Genomic DNA, 19,963 nt, shown 5'->3' with positions numbered 1-19,963 from the left:
GTGATTCCTGCTATCTGTGATCCTCGTCTTTCCGCTCTGCTTGAAAATTTATTCTCTGCTGTTTGGCTGGGCGGTTTCCTGGTTTTTCAGCACATCTGACTGAAGGGGATGGCATGAGTCCGGGAGCCGATCGGTGGGGGTCGCCAGGGAGTGACCCATGTTGTGTGGGATGGCGAAAAGATATCTGCAAAAGGCATCTGTCGGCGGCGATGGCAACCCATTCAGGGGGGAGCCCAAAAACAGCAGAAAATCAGGTCGGCAGGGAAAAACATCGCCCGTTGCTGGCAATGGCCTGCCAGCCTAGGCCGTCATTGGCTTTGCTCTACTTACCCACAGAATCTGTGGATAACCCTGTTCATGAAACTTGGTGATCAGGCTGTACCCCGCGCCAATACTGGGCTGCAAGGACTGTTCAAAAAATACCTGAGATAAATTGTTTCTATAAAAATCAAATGGTTAGACGCAGCAGAACAAAACGCTGCCGGGGCGGATGCGGAATCAAAAGAGAGGCGTCACCGCGGGAGGCGGCTTGTGCATTAAAATTGGCAGAGGAAAGCACTAAAGTGGATAACTTGCACCGAGATGGTGAGGAGATTGGCTCCCCCGACTGGACTTGAACCAGTGACATACGGATTAACAGTCCGCCGTTCTACCGACTGAACTACGGGGGAACATCAGGCAAGGAGGAACATCATACAGAGGTCGTATTTCGAGGTCAATAGCCGCTTCTTCCGGCAGAGTGGATACCCAGTCCACCCCATCTCGGAGTACACTTCTGCTCTTGCGTTTTTTTGCCGGGAGTCGTCATGAGCAAGTTATTCCAGCTGGCCAGCCAGTTTCAACCCGCCGGGGATCAGCCAAGGGCCATCGCCCAGCTGCTCGATGGCATCGAATCCGGCCTTGCCCATCAGACCCTGCTCGGGGTGACCGGCTCGGGCAAGACCTTCACCATGGCCAACGTCATTGCCACCCTCAATCGCCCTACCATGATCCTGGCTCCCAACAAGACCCTGGCGGCCCAGCTCTATGGCGAGATGAAGGAGTTCTTTCCCGACAACTCGGTGGAGTATTTCGTCTCCTACTACGACTACTACCAGCCGGAAGCCTATGTGCCGACCACCGACACCTTCATCGAGAAGGATGCCTCCATCAACGATCACATCGAGCAGATGCGGCTGTCGGCCACCAAGGCACTGCTGGAGCGCCGTGACGTGGTGATCGTCGCCTCGGTGTCGGCCATCTACGGTCTGGGGGATCCGCAAGCCTACCTCAGCATGATGCTGCACCTGAAAGTGGGGGACCTGATCAATCAGCGGGATATCCTGCGCCGTCTCGCCGAGCTGCAGTACACCCGCAATGACATGGCCTTCCAGCGCGGCACCTTCCGGGTGCGGGGGGAGGTGATCGACATCTACCCCGCCGAATCGGACAAGCTGGCCCTGCGGGTGGAGCTGTTTGACGAGGAGGTGGAGCGTCTCTCCCTGTTCGATCCGCTGACCGGTGCCATCGAGCAGACGGTGGTGCGCTACACCATCTATCCCAAGACCCACTATGCCACTCCGCGCGAGACCATCCTGGGGGCCATCGAGCACATCAAGGAGGAGCTCAAGAGCCGCCGTGAACAGCTGTTGTCGCTGGGCAAGCTGGTGGAGGAGCAGCGCATCAGCCAGCGTACCCAGTTCGACATCGAGATGATGCAGGAGCTGGGCTATTGCTCGGGCATCGAGAACTACAGCCGTTACCTCTCCGGCCGCGCGCCCGGCGAGCCGCCGCCCACCCTGTTTGACTATCTGCCGGGGGATGGCCTGCTCATCATCGATGAATCCCACGTCACGGTGCCGCAGATCGGCGCCATGTTCAAAGGGGACAGATCCCGCAAGGAGACCCTGGTGGAGTACGGCTTCCGGCTCCCCTCGGCGCTCGACAACCGGCCGCTCAAGTTCGACGAGTTCGAGGCGCTTATGCCGCAGACGGTGTTTGTCTCGGCCACCCCCGGCCCCTACGAGCTGGAGAAGTCCGGCGGCGATGTGGTGCAGCAGGTGGTGCGCCCCACCGGCCTGCTGGACCCCGAGATCGAGGTGCGTCCGGTCACTACCCAGGTGGACGACCTGCTCTCCGAGATCCGCAAACGGGTGGCGGTGGAGGAGCGGGTGCTGGTCACCACCCTCACCAAGCGGATGGCGGAGGACTTGACCGAATACCTGGCGGATCACGAGGTGCGGGTGCGTTATCTGCACTCCGACATCGACACCGTCGAGCGGGTGGAGATCATTCGGGACCTGCGCCTCGGCAAGTTCGACGTGCTGGTGGGGATCAACCTGCTGCGGGAGGGGCTAGATATGCCGGAGGTCTCGCTGGTGGCGATCCTGGATGCAGATAAAGAGGGTTTCCTGCGCTCCACCCGCTCCCTCATCCAGACCATCGGCCGGGCGGCGCGCAACCTCAACGGCAAGGTCATTCTCTACGGGGATACCATCACCAACTCCATGCAGGTGGCGATCGAAGAGACCGAGCGGCGCCGCGCCCTGCAGCATGCCCACAACCAGGAACACGGCATCACCCCGACGGGGCTCAACAAGTCGGTGGGCGATGTGATGGACATGGGAGGCAGTCGCAGTGCGGGCAAGAGCGGGCGGGGCAGTCGCAAGGCCGCCGAGCCGCAAGGGGAGTACCATGCCCGCTCCGCCAGCGAGATCAGCAAGGAGATCAAGCGGATGGAAGAGCAGATGTTCCAGCATGCACGGGATCTGGAGTTCGAGCAGGCGGCAGCGCTGCGGGACCAGATCCAGCGGCTGCGCAACGAGTTGATCGAGAGTTGAGTGCCTTGCCGGGCGCCCGACGCTGGCTGATCTGGCGGCGTTTGCGCCGCCTCTATCGGGGTTTTCGTCACCCTGATACCCCCTGGTGGGCCAGGGGGCTGGTGATCCTGGTCCTGCTCTACGGCATCAGCCCGCTGGATCTCATCCCCGATGTGGTGCCATTTGTTGGCTGGCTCGACGATGCGACCTTGCTGCTGCTCTTGTTGTGGGGTTGGGAGTTATGCCTGCCCGGTGCCGTGAGGGCGGCGCTCGCCGAGCGGGAGTAGGCCGCCTTGGCCGTGCCCGCTGTATCGCCATCGATTTGATGAAAAGTGTCATGCCGGTTGTGTTTGGGCGTGATAAGAAAGAGCATGGTGGGGGAGATTGTGGCGCTCAATGCATTGGCGTAGACTCCACGCCGTTCACTTTATGGGTATGAGAAAATGGATCTGATCCTGTTTGCGATTGATTTTATCCTGCACGTCGACGTGCACTTGAAAGAGCTGTTTGAAAACTATGGGATCTGGGTTTACGCCATCCTGTTTCTGATCATCTTCTGCGAGACCGGACTGGTGGTAACCCCCTTCCTGCCGGGCGATTCCCTGCTGTTTGCCGCCGGTGCGCTCACCGTGGGCAGCGTGCTGGATGTGCATACCCTGGCCGCCGTGCTGATCATCGCCGCGGTGCTCGGCAACGTGGTGAACTACACCATAGGTCACTTCTTCGGCGAGCAGCTGTTTCGCAATCCTGACTCCAAGATTTTCCGGCGGGATTACCTGGACAAGACCCATGCCTTCTACGCCAAGCATGGCGGCAAGACCATCATCATCACCCGCTTCCTGCCCATCGTGCGCACCTTCGCGCCCTTCGTGGCGGGCATGGGTGCCATGACCTACCCGCGCTTCCTGGCGTTCAATCTGGTGGGCGGTCTGTTGTGGGTCCTTTCATTCGTCTATGCCGGCCACTTCTTCGGCAATCTGCCGGTGGTGCGTCAGAACTTTACCCTGCTCATCTTCGGCATCATCGGTATTTCGCTGCTGCCCATGGTGATCGGCATGGTGAAGGCCAGAATGAACGCCAGCAAGGCGGCTTCCTGAGCACCCTGCCACCTGGCTGATGAAGCAGAATGACATAAAAAAGAAGGGAGCCGCTGGCTCCCTTCTTTATTTGTACTGCTATCGGGCTATTTGTACTGCTATCGGGCTTAGTTGCAGCAGCGACCCTTGACCAGATTGCCGATGGCCACCACGACGAACACCAGCAGGTAGGCGGCGAAGATGGCCACCAGCCACTGAGGCATGGAGAAGCTCAGGAACTGCCAGGTGACCTCGCTGCAATCGCCATCCGGGTAGAACATCCAGGGGATCCACTGATCCAGCGGCGCCCAGCTCGGGAAGTCGACAAAGCCTTCGCAGACGTTGAAGGGGGAGGGATTGACCTGATAATCCACATGCTTGAGCGCCAGTTTCAGGCCCCAGAAGGCACTGGAGCCCCACAACAGCAGAGCACTCCAGCGCACGTACCATTTCTGCGGCGCCACCATGCCGAGCAGCCCTGCGGTGAGGGCTCCCAGCGTGGCGATCCGCTCATAGACGCACATGACGCAGGGATGCAGGCCCAGCACATGCTGGAAGAAAAGGGCGCTCAACTCGAGGAACAGGGCAGAGGCTGCAAGCAGACTCCAGGCCAGGCGATGGGCGGCAATACGGCGCAGAAACTCTATCATCTGGTTGATCTCACAGAAAAAACAGTGGCTGAATTAGAGCAGAGCAGGGGCCAAAAGGAAAGGGCCCGCATGGGCCCTTATGGTATCAATGCAGGGCGGGCAGCACCGCCGGCGTGACATTGTCGAGCACCAGCCAGCCGGCCTGATAGAACCAGTCGGTGAGCGGCCCGAGCAGTATCTCCACCGAGAAGAAACCCACCAGTCCCAGCACCAGGGTATAGGGCAGCGCCATCCACACCATGCGCCCGTAGGAGAGGCGCAGAAGCGGTGCCAGCGCCGAGGTCAGCATGAACAGGAAGGCGGCCTGACCGTTGGGGGTGGCCACCGACGGCAGGTTGGTCCCGGTGTTGATGGCCACGGCCAGCAGTTCGAACTGCTCGCGGCTGATGGCGTTGTTGAGCAGCGCCGTCTTCACCTCGTTGATGTAGACGGTGCCGACGAAGACGTTGTCACTGACCATGGAGAGCAGGCCGTTGGCCAGATAGAAGAGCGCGAGCTGGGCGTCCGGCTCGGCGGCCAGCACCCACTGGATAACCGGTTTGAACAGCTGCTGGTCGATGATGACGGCGACCACGCTGAAGAAGACGGCCAGCAGGGCGGTAAAGGGCAGCGCCTCCTGGAATGCCTTGCCGAGGGAGTGCTCTTCGGTGATGCCGGTGAGCGAGGTGGCCAGCACGATGACCGACAGGCCGATGAGGCCCACCGCCGCCAGGTGCATGGCCAGCCCCAGGATCAGCCAGAGGGCGATCATGGCCTGCACGATAAGCTTGGCCTTGTCCTGGGCGGTACGTCCGGCCTCTTCATAGCGGTTGTAATCCTCCATGATGCGGCGTACTGCGTCCGGCAGCTTGGCGCCGTAGCCAAACCAGCGGCACTTTTCGACCAGAACACAGGTGAGCAGGCCGCAGATGAACACCGGCACCGTGACTGGAGACATGCGAATGGCAAACTCGCCGAAGTTCCAGCCCGCCTGCTCGCCGATGATCAGGTTCTGCGGTTCTCCTACCAGGGTGCAGACACCGCCGAGGGCGGTACCGATGGCGGCATGCATCATCAGGCTGCGGAGGAAGGCGCGAAAGTCGTCCAGATGTTGGCGATTGAGTTCATTGACGGCGTCATCATCGGTGTGATCGTGCGGGTTGCCGAACTCCTTGCCGGAAGAGACCTTGTGATAGATGGCGTAGAAACCGGTGGCGACGCTGATCACCACGGCGATCACGGTGAGGGCGTCGAGGAAGGCTGACAGGAAGGCGGAGACCAGACAAAATGCCAATGAAAGCAGGGTCTTGGAGTGGATCCGGATCAGCAGCTTGGTAAACACATAGAGCAGCAGTTGCTTCATGAAATAGATGCCGGCCACCATGAAGACCAGCAGCAGCAGTACCTCGATATTGGCCACCAGCTCATGTTTGACCTGCTCTGCCGAGGTCATGCCGATCAGCACCGCCTCAATGGCCAGCAGACCGCCGGGTTGCAACGGATAGCACTTGAGGGCCATGGCCAGCGTGAAGATGAACTCGACGACCAGCAGCCAGCCGGCGATGAAGGGATCGAGGTAAAAGGCGATCGGGTTGATCAGCAGGAATAGAAGAATAGCGGCCTTGTACCACTGGGGCGCATTGCCCAGAAAGTTCCTGGCAAAGGCTTGCCCTAAGCTGATTGGCATAATAATGGGTCTCTGTGTTGTGGTTGGTATCTGCGTCTATGCAGTCAAGACAGGCTCGACCAGAACATCCGGATGTTGTCCCTTATCAGATTGATTCCTCATGATTTTAATCAAAAAGAGCATTAACTATAAATAACATAGTCGGCCTTGCCCACGAGATTGGCCGTTTTATCGCCAATCGATGGGGTTGGCTGACACCCATCGTAGCAGTCAATACATATTTTTAACAAAATGGCCTGCTTATGTGAGCAGAGGACCGACCTTCTGCTTGCCAGCCCTCCCTGCTTTGCTATTATTCGTGAGCCTTTTTACGTACTACAACAGAGTCACTACATGGTCATAAAAGCGCAGAGCCCTGCAGGGTTTGCCGAGGAATATATCATCGAGTCCATCTGGAACAATCGCTTTCCTCCAGGATCCATCTTGCCGGCCGAGCGTGAGCTGTCCGAGCTGATTGGTGTGACTCGAACCACCTTGCGTGAAGTGCTGCAGCGTCTGGCCCGTGATGGCTGGCTCACCATCCAGCATGGCAAACCGACCAAGGTGAACAACTTCTGGGAAACCTCGGGCCTCAACATTTTGGAGACCCTGGCCAGGCTGGATCAGGACAAGGTGCCGGATCTGGTAGCCCAGCTGCTGTCGGCGCGCACCAACATCTGCACCATCTTTATTCGTGGCGCGATCCGCAACAATCCGGAGCAAGCCGCCGAGATCCTGCGCGGTGCCGACGCGGTAGAGAACTCCCCGGAAGCGTATGCCGAGTTTGATTATCGCCTGCACCACCAGCTCTCCTTTGCCTCCGGCAACCCGATTTATGCCCTGATCCTCAACGGCTTCAAGGGGCTGTATAGCCGGGTTGGCCGTTACTACTTCTCCGACAAGCAGGCCCGTGAAGCAGCCGATGCCTACTACAAGACCTTGCTGAACCTGGCCGAGACCAAGAATCACGAGGCCGTGTTCATGACGGTACGTCAGTACGGTATCGAGTCAGGCAAGTTGTGGACCCGTCTGCGTCAGGACATGCCGAGCAATCTGTGCGACAACTGATCGGATTCTGATGCAAGAAAAACGCGCCGAATGGCGCGTTTTTTTATGGTGGATGAGCTGCTTGCTCAAGCCGGCTTTTTCTCCGGGCAACGCCCGATGATATCGGGAGGAAGTTCACCATTGTCCTGCTCCAGCACCACATCGAACCCCCACAACTGGTGCAGATGCTTGAGCACCTCGTGACGGGAGTCCCCCAGCGGGATCCGGTTGTGCGGCACGTAGCGCAGTGTCAGGGAGCGATCGCCCTTCACTGCCACATTGAATACCTGGATGTTGGGCTCCAGATTGCTCAGGTTGTATTGGGCCGACAGGGTATTGCGTACCTGGCGGTAGCCCTCGTCATTGTGGATGGCGGAGACCTTGAGATAGTTCTTCAGATCGTCGTCATCAATGGCGAACAGCTTCATGTCGCGCATCACCTTGGGGCTGAGGAACTGGCTGATGAAGCTCTCATCCTTGAAGTTCTGCATGGCGAAATGCAGGGTATCGACCCAGTTGCTGCCGGCGTAATCGGGGAACCAGTATCTGTCCTCCTCGGTCGGGTTCTCGCAGATGCGGCGCAGGTCGGTAAACATGGCAAAGCCGAGGGCGTAGGGGTTGATCCCTGAGTAGTAGCGGCTGTTGTAGGGGGGCTGGTAGACCACGTTGGTGTGGCTGTGCAGCACCTCAATCATGAAGCGATCGCTGATCTTGCCCTCATCATAGAGGTGATTGAGGATGGTGTAGTGCCAGAAGGTGGCCCACCCTTCGTTCATCACCTGGGTCTGCTTTTGCGGATAGAAGTACTGGCTGATCTTGCGCACGATGCGCACTATCTCGCGCTGCCAGGGTTCCAGCAGAGGGGCATTCTTTTCGATGAAATAGAGAATGTTCTCCTGTGGTTCAGCCGGGTAGCGTCTGTCCTCCACCCCGGAGGCCTTGTGCTGCTTGGGCAGGGTTCGCCACAGCTCATTGACCTGAGTCTGCAGATAGTCTTCCCGTGCCTTCTGGCGTCGCTTCTCTTCGGCCAGCGAGATCTTCTGCGGCCGTTTGTAGCGATCCACCCCGAAGTTCATCAAGGCATGGCAGGAGTCGAGCAGCTTCTCCACCGCATCGATGCCGTGTTTCTCTTCACACTCGGTGATGTAGTTCTTGGCGAACAGCAGATAGTCGATGATGGAGGAGGCATCGGTCCAGGTCTTGAACAGGTAGTTGTTTTTGAAGAAGGAGTTGTGGCCGTAGCAGGCGTGGGCCATCACCAATGCCTGCATCGGCATGGTGTTCTCCTCCATCAGATAGGCGATGCAGGGATCCGAGTTGATGACGATCTCGTAGGCCAGCCCCATCTGGCCACGTTTGTAGTTGCGCTCGGTGTGAATGAAGCGCTTGCCGAATGACCAGTGCTGATAACCGATGGGCATGCCGACGCTGGAGTAGGCATCCATCATCTGCTCTGCCGTGATCACCTCGATCTGGTTGGGGTAGGTATCCAGTCGATAGAACTTGGCGACCCGGGCTATCTCCTGATGGTAAATGTCCAGCAGGTCGAAGTTCCAGTCCGGGCCATCGTCCAGCGGTGCGACTTTTCTTGCGGTTTCTACCATATGACCTCCCTCACGCCGCTTGCTTCTTGAACAGCTCCCGGAATACCGGATAGATATCCTCTACCTTGCGAATGTGTTCCATCGCGAAGTGGGGGAACTCGCTGGCGACCGATTCATATTCGTGCCACAGCGTCTGGTGGGCACGGGTAGTGATCTCGATATAGGAGTAGTACCGCACTCGCGGCATGATGTCCCGCGCCAGGATCTCCCGGCATTGAGGCGAGTCATCGGCCCAGTTATCGCCATCCGAGGCTTGCGCCGCATAGATGTTCCACTGATGGGCAGGATAACGCTCGTTGATGATGTCGTTCATCATCTTGAGGGCGCTGGAGACGATGGTGCCGCCGGTTTCCTGGGAGTAGAAGAACTCATGCTCATCCACCTCCTTGGCCTGGGTATGGTGGCGGATATAGACCACTTCGACGTTTTTGTAGGTCCGGCTCAGGAACAGATAGAGCAGGATGTAGAAGCGCTTGGCCATCTCCTTGGTGGCCTGATCCATGGAGCCCGACACGTCCATCAGGCAGAACATCACCGCCTGGCTGGAGGGGACGGGCCGTTTGACGAAGTTGTTGAATTTGAGATCGAAGGTGTCGATGAAAGGGACCGCGTCGATCCGTCTTTTCAGCTCCCTGATCTCCTTCTCGAGCTGGGCTATTTCGGCAAAATGTTCGTTGGGATCTGCTGCCAGCAGGGCCAGCCTATCTTCCAGCTCATGCAGCTGGCGTTTCTTGCCGGCCTGCAGCGCCATCCGACGGGCCAGCGAATTTTGCAGTGAACGCACCACGTTGATGTTGGCGGGCACCCCGTTGGAGGTGTAGCCCGCCCGGTAGGTTTTGACTTCCATCAGCTGGTTGAGCTGGGTTTTCTGCAGCCGCGGCAGCTCAAGATCTTCAAACAGCAGGTCGAGGTACTCATCCTTGGAGATCTGGAAGACGAAGTCGTCCGCTCCTTCTCCCTGGTTGGAGGCCTGCCCTTCGCCAGAGCCTTGACCGCCACCTCCCCCCTTGGGGCGGTCAATCTTGTCGCCGGAGACGAACTGGTCATTGCCGGGATGCACCATCTCTCGTTTACCGCCTTGCCCCTGATGGAAATGGGGCTCGCCGATATCCTTGGTCGGGATGCTGATGCTCTCGCCCGTGTCTACGTCCTGAATGCTGCGCTTGGAGACAGCATCAGAGACCGCTTGTTTGATCTGCTTCTTGTAGCGGCGGATGAAGCGCTGCCGATTGACAGCGCTTTTGTTTTTGCCGTTGAGCCTGCGGTCGATAAAATGCGCCATAACTCCCCCTTGAACAGTCAGGGTCAGGATGACTTGCGTACCCTGAGATACCATTCGGAGAGCAGTCGCACCTGTTTGCGGGTGTAGCCTTTCTCCATCATCCGTTCGACAAAGTTATCGTGCTTCTTCTGCTCCTCGGCTGAGGTTTTGCTGTTGAAGGAGATAACCGGCAGCAGCTCTTCCGTGTTGGAGAACATCTTCTTCTCGATCACGGTGCGCAGCTTCTCGTAACTGGTCCAGTTGGGGTTACGGCCTGCATTGTTGGCCCGGGCACGCAGCACGAAGTTGACGATCTCGTTGCGGAAATCTTTCGGGTTGCTGATCCCGGCGGGTTTCTCAATCTTCTCCAGTTCACTGTTGAGCGACGCGCGGTCAAACAGCTGGCCGGTCTCGGGGTCACGGTACTCCTGATCCTGGATCCAGAAATCGGCGTAGGTGACGTAGCGGTCGAAGATGTTCTGACCGTACTCGGAGTAGGACTCGAGGTAGGCGGTCTGGATCTCCTTGCCGATGAACTCCACATAGCGCGGGGTCAGATAGCCCTTGATGAACTCGAGGTAGCGATCATGCAGCTCTTGCGGGAACTGCTCGCGTTCGATCTGCTGCTCCAGCACATAGAAGAGGTGTACCGGGTTGGCCGCCACTTCCGCGTGGTCGAAGTTGAAGACGCGGGAGAGGATCTTGAACGCGAAGCGGGTGGACAGGCCATTCATCCCTTCATCCACCCCGGCGTAGTCGCGATACTCCTGATAGCTCTTCGCCTTGGGATCCGTGTCTTTGAGGCTCTCGCCATCATAGACCCGCATCTTGGAGTAGAGGCTGGAGTTTTCCGGCTCCTTGAGGCGCGACAGCACGGAGAACTGGCCCAGCAGTTCAAGAGTGCCCGGAGCGCATTTGGCATCGGTTAGCTCGCTGTTGACCAGCAGCTTCTCGTAGATCTTCACCTCTTCGGAGACGCGCAGGCAGTAAGGCACCTTGACGATGTAGACCCGGTCGAGGAAAGCCTCGTTGTTCTTGTTGTTGCGGAACTGCTGCCACTCGGATTCGTTGGAGTGGGCCAGCAGGATGCCGTCGAAGGGCAGGGCGGAGAGCCCCTCGGTTCCGTTGTAGTTGCCCTCCTGGGTGGCGGTCAGCAGCGGGTGCAGCACCTTGATGGGCGCCTTGAACATCTCGACGAACTCCATGATCCCTTGGTTCGCCTTGCACAGTGCGCCCGAGTAGGAGTAGGCGTCGGCATCATCCTGGGCAAAGTGCTCCAGCATGCGGATATCCACCTTGCCGACCAGCGAGGAGATGTCCTGGTTGTTGTCATCTCCCGGTTCGGTCTTGGCGATGGCGATCTGGTCGAGGATGGAGGGATTGACCTTCTCCACCTTGAATTTGGTGATGTCGCCACCAAACTCGTGCAGTCGTTTGGCGACCCAGGGGGACATGATGGGGCGCAGATAACGGCGCGGAATGCCGTACTCCTTCTCCAGAATCTCGCCATCTTCTTCGATGTCGAACAGGCAGAAGGGGTGGTCGTTGACCGGTGAACCCTTGATGCGATAGACAGGCACCTTCTGCATCAGGGATTTGAGTTTCTCTGCCAGCGAGGATTTACCACCGCCAACCGGCCCCAGCAGATAGAGGATCTGCTTCTTCTCTTCCAGGCCCTGAGCCGAGTGCTTGAGGTAGGAGACAATCTGTTCGATGGCCTCTTCCATGCCGTAGAAATCTTTGAAGGCGGGATAGCGTGCCACGACGCGGTTGGAGAAAAGGCGACTGAGTCTGGGGTTGACCGAGGTGTCGATCATTTCCGGTTCGCCGATGGCGACCAGCAAACGCTCGGCGGCGGAGGCGTAGCAGGATTTGTCCTGCTTACACATATCCAGAAATTCCTGGATGGTGTATTCCTCTTCCCTGGCTTTCTCATATCGCTGTTGATAATGCTCGAAGATGCCCATAACTTTGCCCTCGTTATAGTCGCTTACCCTGAAAAGAGTGGATCACTACTTTTGTTCTGTTTACCTCATTAAGCCTAGTCAACAGCCCCCAGTAATCCATCACCAACTATTGGTTTAAATTTGCAAGGGTACTTCCCGACCCAATGCGGGAAGGCGCAATCAGTGACACACCTATGTTACTGACTGTTAAATTATTTTTGCCACGATAGTGAGGTAAATGTCAAAGACATAAAAAATAAATGTTTGTCGGAAAATGGAAATGACATCGCGTTTATTTGGGAGACTGGCTGCAGCACAGACGGGGCAAGGGGCAGGGCGTAGACGAGACGAACTGGTATTACGTTTACGTGCACGGAAAGTGTTTTGTTTAGTGTTTTAGCTCTAATTTTTACATTGACGCTACATTGCGACTGCTCTAGATTGGCCCTGTGTCAGGCAGTCAGCGCTTTAGCAAGAGAGTGGCTGGTTGCTGATACAAAGCTCTGTTTAAGCACGTTTCCGTTGGCTTGACCCTCGCAGATGCGAGGGTCTTATTTTTTTGGACTCTACCCGATGTTTAAGCCGCTTATTCCTGTTGGCGAGCGGCATAAATGCGGGATACGGCCGCCAGCACATCGGCAAAGGGGTGGGACGCCAGCTGGCCGAATCCAGCCAGGCTTTTGGCCTTGAGCCGGGTGGTGAGCGGGGTGGTGATGCCACACAGGAAACGCGTCAGGATGCGGGGATCCCGGCTGTGGCACAGGGCCACCAGCGGATCGCACCAGGCTCTGAGCCCCTGTTCATTGGGGAGTGTCCGGCTGGGTAAGGAGGGAAGCTGTGCCACCTCTCCCCGACAGACCGAGCAGTGCCCGCAATGGGTGGGCGCGGCCTGATCGGCAAAGTAGCGGGCCAGCTCATGGCTCAGGCAACTGCTGGAGGTAAAGAAACCCAGCAATGCCTGCAGACGCGCGAGCTCGCTTTGCTCTTTCTTTTCAAACAGTGCGTGCAGCTGATCGGCCAGCGTTGCTATGTCCAGATCTTGTTGCAGCACCCGATAGACCTCGGTCATCTGCTTGCTCTCCAGTTCAATCCAGCCTTGCTGCTGCAGATAATCCAGCGCGGCAGCAGCCCGCGACCGCTCCCCCTGATAACCCTGCCAGAGCGCCTCGAAGTCCATGGTGCACCAGCTGCGCGCTTGCGGGGCACTGGCGAACACTTGCTCCAGAAACTGGCGTCGCGCCGGATTGAAACGGACCAGGATGTCGGCCTTGTCCAGCACGAACTTGAAGCGATACTCGGCAAAATAGCTGTAGGCCGGCGCTATGATGCCCGCCATCTCCAGGTAGACCAGCAGGGTCTTGAGCGGCAGTTGACGGATATTGGTGTCGTTGGAGAGGCGCAGCAAGCCAAATTCCCACTCGCTGCCGCTTTGCTGCAAGATCTCGAGCAAGGTGACGATGGCTGCTCTGTCCGGGGTGTCGCCATAGACGAAGTTTTCCAGCACCGGCAACTGGCTGCGATTGGCCAGTACCATGCAGCGGGAAGGCAGACCATCCCGGCCGGCGCGGCCTATCTCCTGACTGTAGTTTTCGATGGATTTGGGCAGATCGTAATGGATCACCCGGCGAATATCGGCCTTGTCGATCCCCATGCCGAAGGCGATGGTCGCCACGATGCAGTCCAGCTTGCCGGCCATGAAGTCGTGCTGGATCTGGCTGCGCAGGGTGGCATCGAGCCCGGCGTGATAGGCGCGCGCCCTGATCCCGGCTTGTTGCAAGCGGGCGGCGCACTGCTCTGCAGTGTGTTGCAGGGTGACATAGATGATGGTCGGCGCGGTGGGGTCACGAACCAGTTCGGCATGCAGCCAGCTATCGCGAGCCTCGTCAGGCAGCGGTACCACGGCCAAGTCCAGGTTGGAGCGATAAAAACCGGTGACGATGAGCCCCTCATCCTCGATCTCGAATTTGGCCTGCATGTCGGCCATGACCGCCGGGGTGGCGGTGGCCGTCAGCAGCAACACCTGTGGGATCTGCAATTCACGGCGGTAATCCGGCAGCTTGAGATAGTCGGGGCGAAAGTTGTGGCCCCACTCCGAAATGCAGTGGGCCTCGTCCACCACCAGCATCGACAGCGGCACCTGCTGGATGAAGCGGCGAAAGCGTTCGTTCTTGAGCCGCTCCACCGAGATCATCAGGATCTTGAGCTGGCCATCGCCGGCCTGCTGCATCACCCGGCGGCTCTCTTCCGGCGTCAGGCTCGAGTCGAGGGTGGCGGCGGCGATCCCTTTGCTGCGAAGGAAGGCGAGCTGATCGTGCATCAGTGCGATCAGCGGCGAAATCACCAGGGTCAGATGGGGCAGGGCAAGCGCCGGCAACTGATAACAGAGAGACTTGCCGGAGCCGGTGGGGAAGATGGCGGCGGCACTCTGGCCGGCCAGTAATCGGCTGATCACCGCCTCCTGTCCCGGTCTTAACCGATCGAAGCCGAAGTGACGGGTCAACAGGGATGAGATCATGGCAGGGCTCCAGCGCGAAAACCGTCATGATACCACTGCCGGGGAGTGTCTGGATGGCCATGCGAGGGAAAACGGCATCCATTTGAATGCTGTTGATATTGTGTTATCGCATTGTTGTGGTTTTTTTGTGAGGTAAACCGGATATTTTTCAGTGATTATATGGAAAAAAACGGTTGCAGATGGGATATTCCTTGTCCGCAATCCCGTGTGTTACCGGACAGGCTCAACAGAAGGCTTGCCGGGGCAGATGACGCCAGCCGTGACATGGGTGTCGCCTGGCGTAGCGGTTGCCAACAGGACTAATGATTCACGCACTTCGGTGCTCAGGGACTATTTGATGACACAACAACACCCCCTCGTAAGACTGGTCAACAGTACCAGCTTGGTTAGCCAGATCCTGGTCGGTCTGGTCTTCGGTATCCTCCTTGCCATGTTCATGCCGGAATGGGCCAAAACGGCGGGTCTGCTCGGCAGCCTGTTCGTCGGCGCCTTGAAGGCGGTCGCCCCGCTGCTGGTCTTTGTACTGGTCATGGCGGCGATCATCGGCCACAAGCAGGGCCAGAAGACCAACATGAAACCGATCCTGCTGCTCTATCTGCTGGGGACCTTCCTGGCTGCTGCGGTTGCCGTCGTGGCCAGCTTCCTGTTCCCCTCCAACCTGCATCTGGTGGCCAACAGTGCCGAGATCACCCCGCCGGGCGGCATCACCGAGGTACTGCAGACCCTGCTGTTCAACGTGGTGACCAACCCGGTCAAGGCGCTGCTGGATGCCAACTACATCGGCATTCTGGCCTGGGCCATCGGCCTTGGCATCGCCATGCGCCACGCCAGCGAGGGGACCAAGGCGGTGATCACCGACCTCTCCCACGGGGTTTCCACCATCGTGAAAGCGGTGATCCGCTGCGCGCCGCTTGGTATTCTGGGCCTGGTTGCCTCCACCCTGGCGGAAACCGGTTTTGACGCCCTGTTCGGCTATGCCCAACTGCTGGTGGTGCTGATCGGCTGCATGCTGTTCATCGCCTTCGTGGTCAACCCGCTGATCGTATTCTGGAAGATCAAGCGCAACCCCTATCCGCTGGTGCTGACCTGCCTGAAAGAGAGCGGCGTGACCGCCTTCTTTACCCGCAGCTCCGCCGCCAACATCCCGGTCAACATGGCGCTGGCCGAGAAGCTGCGCCTGCCGGAAGACACCTATGCGGTCTCCATCCCGCTGGGTGCCACCATCAACATGGCCGGTGCCGCCATCACCATCACCGTGCTCTCCATGGCGGCGGTACACACCCTGGGGATGGAAGTGGATCTGGCCACCGCCATTCTGCTCTCCGTGGTCGCTACCATCAGTGCCTGTGGCGCGTCCGGTGTGGCCGGCGGCTCCCTGCTGCTGATCCCGCTGGCGTGCAGCCTGTTTGGTATCAGCAACGACATCGCCATGCAGGTGGTAGCCGTGGGCTTCATCATCGGGGTCCTGCAAGACTCCGCAGAGACGGCTCTGAACAGCTCTACCGACGTGCTGTTCACCGCCGCGGCCTGCATGGCCGAAGATGAAACCCTGCTGGATGCCTCTCCGGTGCCCAACAGCGAAGCCTGATAGCACAGCCTTCACAGCACTGAAAACGCCCTCATTCGAGGGCGTTTTTTATTGTCTGGTGGTCTGGGGGCTGGTCCGGTCCGCATCTTCGTGAAGTGAGGGGAGCAGGCTGAAGTGGGTACCGAAGGCACATCAAGAGCCCGGAGGAATGCCTTGCCAGGCAGGCGGTGTGGCACCGGCTTGTATAAGGCTGCATGGGCTATGGGCCGGCTATTGTCGGTTGCCGTTCGAGGGAGGATGACGAGATAAGAGAGGAATAGGAGGGATGGGGAGCTGGGCCGATGTTTTGCGAGTGGTTTGTCGGCCAACATGCCTGTGTATGCTCGCCTGCTGGAGAGCCATCATCTGCTGCTGTTGGCACCATGAAAAAATGCCAGCCGGTTACCCGGCTGGCATTGTTGCTGGCATGGCCGAGTGTCAGCCGAGCAGTTGATAGAGGATGGCGGAGATGGCCGTCATCCCCATCACAGCCACGAAGACGTTGCTGATATGGCCCTGATACTTCGCCATGGCCGGTACGCGCTTGATGGCGTACATCGGCATGATGAACAGGATGGTGGCGATGATGGGGCCGCCCATCGACTCGATCATGCCGAGGATGGAGGGGTTGATCACCGCGGTGCCCCACAGGGTCAGGATGAAGAAGGCGATGATGAACATCTCGACCTTCTTGTGGTTCGGCTCCTTGCCGGACTTGCGCAGGTTCTGGACGATCATCCCCTTCAGGCCTTCACGGGCACCCAGGTAGTGGCCGAAGAAGGAGGAGACGATGGCCACGAACGCCACCAGCGGACCGAAGTAGGAGATGATGGGGCTCGCGTGCTGGTTGGCCAGGTAGGAGAGCACGGCGATGTTCTGGGACTTGGCTTCTGCCAGCTGCGCCGGGGTCAGGCTCATCACGCAGGAGAAGACGAAGAACATCACGAAACCGAGCAGGATGGTGGCGGTGCGCTTGAGGATGGCGTCAGACTTCTCGACCGCATGTTCGCCGTGATCGCGGCGCTGAGCCAGCGAGAAGCTGGAGATGGCCGGGCTGTGGTTGAAGGAGAACACCAGTACCGGAATGGTCAGCCAGAGGGTAATGGCAAAGTCTTTGCCGGACGGCATCTGGGAGAGGGCCGCGCCGGTCCAGTCCGGGATGAGATAGAAGGAGATCCCCACCAGGATGGCGATGAGCGGGTAGACCAGGAACTCGGTCACCTTCAGCATCAGTTTTTCACCGGCCAGCATCACCGACATCATGCCCATGATCAGCACGATGGAGAGGATCCAGCGCGGGGGGGCCGTCATCTGCAACTGGTTGACCATGAAGCTCTCAACCGTGTTGGTGATGCCCACCCCGTAGATGAGCACGATGGGGTAGATGGCGAAGAAGTAGAGCAGGGTGATCAACTTGCCGGCACCCACGCCGAAGTGCTCTTCCACCACTTCCGTGATGTCGGCATCGGGTCTGCTGGAGGAGAGTACGAAGCGGGCGAGGCCGCGGTGGGCCAGGTAGGTCATGGGGCCGACCAGCAGCGCCATCACCACCAGTGGCCAGAAGCCACCCATGCCGGCGTTGATGGGTAAAAACAGAATGCCGGCGCCGACGGCGGTGCCGAACAGGCTGATCACCCAGCTGGTGTCTTGTTTGGTCCAACCACGCGATTGGATGGAGCGGGTTCCTTGCTCCTGTGAGGTCGCAACGTCCTGTGCGCCGGTGACAGTATTAGACATGTGTCTCACCCCGAATTGTGGTTTTTATTGAATCGGCGCAAGGATACGGTTTTTTTAATCAAAAATGTTGATCAAATTCACCTTTATGGAGCTCAAACCCGCATTCTTTTGTGGAAATGTGATCGAAAGAAGAATTAATCAATTATTTTTTATAAAAACCTACGTTAGTTTAATGTTAATGCGCGAATGTTGCACAATCTTTTGTAGGCAAAATGTTATATGGCAAGTTGCCGAGAGAGTTGGCGGATCATGCTGGCGGTGGCGCCCCAGATGAAGTGGTGCTGCCAGGGGATCCAGTAGATGGTGTGCAGGTGATCGGCTCTGGGAATGGTGAGCGCGATGTGGTGGCGTGGATCCAGCAGATGGTTGAGGGGCACCTCGAAAGCCTGGTCGACCTCGTCCCGGCTCAGGGTGAGCTGATAGTCGGCCGTGACCAGCCCCAGCACCGGCAGCACGTCGTATTGGGAGACGGTGTTGAGGGGCGTGAGGGTACCCAGCACCTTTATCTGGGCAGGGACTATGCCGAGCTCTTCCTGGGTTTCCCGCAGCGCCGTGTGGATCAAGTCCCGGTCGTCTGGATCCTGCCTGCCGCCGGGGAAGCTTATCTGCCCTGCGTGGTGGCGCAGGTGCGGGCTGCGTCGGGTCAGCAGCAGTTGCAGGCCGTCGGCCCGCTCGACCAGCGGCAGCAGCACGGCGGCGGGCTTGAGCCCGGCCACCGTCAGCCGGTGGGCGGGGGCGGGGCGTTGCAATAAAAAGCGGGTCAGCAGTTCGGCACGTTCCATCTCGATTCTTCTTCGCTCCAGTTGCTGTAATCCATTTTGTCAGGTTTTCAACGCAGTGTGTCCAGCAGCGGCAGAATGCGGGCCACCTTGTCATAGGTTTCCTGATATTCGTCGTCCACGTCGGAGTCGGCAATGACGCCGCCACCGGCCCAGCAGTGGAGCTGGCCCTGTGCGGCGATCAGGGTGCGGATGCAGATGCTGGTATCCATCCGGCCGTGCTGGCTCAGATAGCCGATGCTGCCGCAGTAGGCATTGCGCCGTTGGGGCTCCAGCTCCTCGATGATCTCCATGGCCCGGATCTTGGGGGCGCCGGTGATGGAGCCGCCGGGGAAACAGGCGCGCAGCAGGTCCACCGCCTGCCACCGGGCGTCCAGCTCGCCGTGGATGGTAGACACCAGGTGATGCACTGCGGGAAAGGACTCTACCGCAAACAGGCTGGGCACGCTGACCGAGCCGGGTCGACTCACCCGGCCAATGTCGTTGCGCAGCAGATCCACGATCATCAGATTCTCCGATCTGTCCTTGTCGGCGCCAGCCAGCTCCAGGGCGCTGGCTTGATCCTGCGCTGGGTCGGCCAGTCGCGGGCGGGTGCCCTTGATGGGCTTGGTCTCGATATGGCGCTGATCGAGCAACAGGAAGCGCTCGGGGGAGAGGCTCAATATGGCGCCCTGCGGCAAGCGCAGGAAAGCCGAGAAGGGGGCACGGTTGGCTTGGGACAGCGCCTGATAGGCCTGCCACTCGTCGCCCCGATAGGGTGCGCTGAAGCGTTGAGTCAGGTTGATCTGATAGCAGTCCCCGGCGGCCAGATAGGCCTGGACCTTGGCAAACTTGTCACCGTATTGCGCGCGGCTCATGTTGCTCTGCCATTTTCCCTGCAAGGCAAAGGGCTCAGTGGTGGTTGCCTGCTGCGCCTCAAGCCACTGCAGGCGGCGGGCAAGGCCGGCTTCATCGCCCCAGTGCACCAGTTGCCACTGGCCCGTTACCACGTCCCGCAGCAGGGCCCAGTCATAGATACCGACCGCCATGTCCGGGATGGTCACGTCACGGGCGGCCAGGCTCGGCAGACGCTCGAAACGGCGGCCCAGATCATAGCCAAACAGGCCGAGTGCACCGCCGATGAAGGGCAGGGGGGTCGCTTGACTGATGAGCTCTCCCAGCAGGGCGTGTTGGCGTTGGGCCAGCAGCGTCAACGGATCATCTTCACGGGATTCGTGCTGATCTCCCTGCGCGATGTGGGTCAGCGCTCCCTCGGTCTGCAAAGTGGCCAGCGGATCGGCGGTGATGATGTCAAAGCCGTTGTCCGCTCCCAGCGGGCCGGCGGATTCCAGCAACATG

Annotated in this window: 14 protein-coding genes and 1 tRNA gene; 5 read left to right on the top strand and 10 right to left on the bottom strand. The window is 58.8% G+C overall.

All coding sequences use genetic code 11. The annotated features are described in order from the left end of the window. Positions 1 to 595 precede the first annotated feature (595 nt). A tRNA-Asn gene (locus tag ACB032_RS14565) sits at positions 596 to 671 on the bottom strand. A 135-nt stretch (positions 672 to 806) separates the two neighbouring features. On the opposite strand from ACB032_RS14565, the gene uvrB reads away from it, so the two are divergent. The 3 genes from uvrB (at position 807) to ACB032_RS14550 (ending at position 3,895) form a co-directional block, all read left to right on the top strand. After that, positions 807 to 2,819: an excinuclease ABC subunit UvrB gene (gene uvrB, locus ACB032_RS14560; protein WP_029303152.1), complete on the top strand. Its 2,013-nt coding sequence runs from the start codon at positions 807 to 809 to the stop codon at positions 2,817 to 2,819. Further along, the gene (locus tag ACB032_RS14555) at positions 2,816 to 3,085 is read left to right on the top strand and encodes a YkvA family protein (protein ID WP_011706280.1); all 270 of its coding nucleotides are present in this window, start codon (positions 2,816 to 2,818) and stop codon (positions 3,083 to 3,085) included. The genes uvrB and ACB032_RS14555 overlap by 4 nt, the downstream gene beginning before the upstream one ends. A 156-nt stretch (positions 3,086 to 3,241) precedes the next feature. Next, positions 3,242 to 3,895, top strand: a complete 654-nt coding sequence (locus ACB032_RS14550) for a DedA family protein (protein WP_011706279.1) — start codon at positions 3,242 to 3,244, stop codon at positions 3,893 to 3,895. A 107-nt stretch (positions 3,896 to 4,002) separates the two neighbouring features. Here the strand turns inward: ACB032_RS14550 and dsbB are convergent, their stop codons facing one another. Together dsbB and nhaB are read right to left on the bottom strand one after the other, a co-directional pair. Beyond that, the gene (dsbB, locus tag ACB032_RS14545; RefSeq protein ID WP_371138178.1) at positions 4,003 to 4,524 is read right to left on the bottom strand and encodes a disulfide bond formation protein DsbB; all 522 of its coding nucleotides are present in this window, start codon (positions 4,522 to 4,524) and stop codon (positions 4,003 to 4,005) included. Positions 4,525 to 4,609: 85 nt separating this feature from the next. Next, entirely contained in the window at positions 4,610 to 6,190 is a 1,581-nt protein-coding gene (gene nhaB / locus ACB032_RS14540; RefSeq protein ID WP_273763749.1) for a Na(+)/H(+) antiporter NhaB, read from the bottom strand. 333 nt (positions 6,191 to 6,523) lie between these two features. Between nhaB and fadR the strand changes: the two genes are divergently transcribed. Beyond that, positions 6,524 to 7,237, top strand: coding sequence for a fatty acid metabolism transcriptional regulator FadR (gene fadR / locus ACB032_RS14535; protein WP_016350565.1), 714 nt, complete (start codon positions 6,524 to 6,526; stop codon positions 7,235 to 7,237). Between the two features lie 65 nt (positions 7,238 to 7,302). Here the strand turns inward: fadR and ACB032_RS14530 are convergent, their stop codons facing one another. The 4 genes from ACB032_RS14530 to ACB032_RS14515 all read right to left on the bottom strand — a co-directional run bounded on the left by ACB032_RS14530 (position 7,303) and on the right by ACB032_RS14515 (position 14,542). After that, positions 7,303 to 8,820, bottom strand: coding sequence for a SpoVR family protein (locus ACB032_RS14530; RefSeq protein WP_371138177.1), 1,518 nt, complete (start codon positions 8,818 to 8,820; stop codon positions 7,303 to 7,305). A 10-nt stretch (positions 8,821 to 8,830) separates the two neighbouring features. After that, the gene (locus ACB032_RS14525) at positions 8,831 to 10,102 is read right to left on the bottom strand and encodes a YeaH/YhbH family protein (RefSeq protein ID WP_016350566.1); all 1,272 of its coding nucleotides are present in this window, start codon (positions 10,100 to 10,102) and stop codon (positions 8,831 to 8,833) included. Between the two features lie 23 nt (positions 10,103 to 10,125). Then, positions 10,126 to 12,048 (bottom strand): PrkA family serine protein kinase, encoded by a 1,923-nt coding sequence (locus ACB032_RS14520; protein ID WP_011706273.1) that lies wholly within the window; start codon positions 12,046 to 12,048, stop codon positions 10,126 to 10,128. A gap of 565 nt (positions 12,049 to 12,613) precedes the next feature. Continuing rightward, positions 12,614 to 14,542 carry an ATP-dependent DNA helicase RecQ gene (locus ACB032_RS14515; RefSeq protein ID WP_371138176.1) on the bottom strand — a complete coding sequence of 643 codons (1,929 nt, stop codon included), beginning with the start codon at positions 14,540 to 14,542 and terminating at the stop codon, positions 12,614 to 12,616. Positions 14,543 to 14,879: 337 nt separating this feature from the next. Here ACB032_RS14515 and sstT point away from each other — a divergent pair, with 337 nt between their 5' ends. Then, complete coding sequence (gene sstT, locus ACB032_RS14510) at positions 14,880 to 16,130, top strand: serine/threonine transporter SstT (RefSeq protein WP_016350568.1); 1,251 nt, start codon at positions 14,880 to 14,882, stop codon at positions 16,128 to 16,130. A gap of 417 nt (positions 16,131 to 16,547) precedes the next feature. Here the strand turns inward: sstT and ACB032_RS14505 are convergent, their stop codons facing one another. The 3 genes from ACB032_RS14505 to pabB form a co-directional block, all read right to left on the bottom strand. Continuing rightward, positions 16,548 to 17,846 (bottom strand): serine/threonine transporter, encoded by a 1,299-nt coding sequence (locus ACB032_RS14505; RefSeq protein ID WP_011706270.1) that lies wholly within the window; start codon positions 17,844 to 17,846, stop codon positions 16,548 to 16,550. Between the two features lie 215 nt (positions 17,847 to 18,061). Then, a complete protein-coding gene (locus tag ACB032_RS14500) occupies positions 18,062 to 18,628 on the bottom strand; it encodes a CoA pyrophosphatase (RefSeq protein WP_060389538.1) in 567 nt (188 codons plus the stop codon). Positions 18,629 to 18,675: 47 nt separating this feature from the next. Next, the gene (gene pabB / locus ACB032_RS14495) at positions 18,676 to 19,962 is read right to left on the bottom strand and encodes an aminodeoxychorismate synthase component I (protein WP_371138255.1); all 1,287 of its coding nucleotides are present in this window, start codon (positions 19,960 to 19,962) and stop codon (positions 18,676 to 18,678) included. Between the last annotated feature and the right edge of the window lies 1 nt (position 19,963).

Source organism: Aeromonas sp. S5(2024) (assembly GCF_041403025.1).
Lineage (GTDB): Bacteria > Pseudomonadota > Gammaproteobacteria > Enterobacterales > Aeromonadaceae > Aeromonas > Aeromonas hydrophila.
This window is presented reverse-complemented; position numbering and strand designations above follow the sequence as displayed.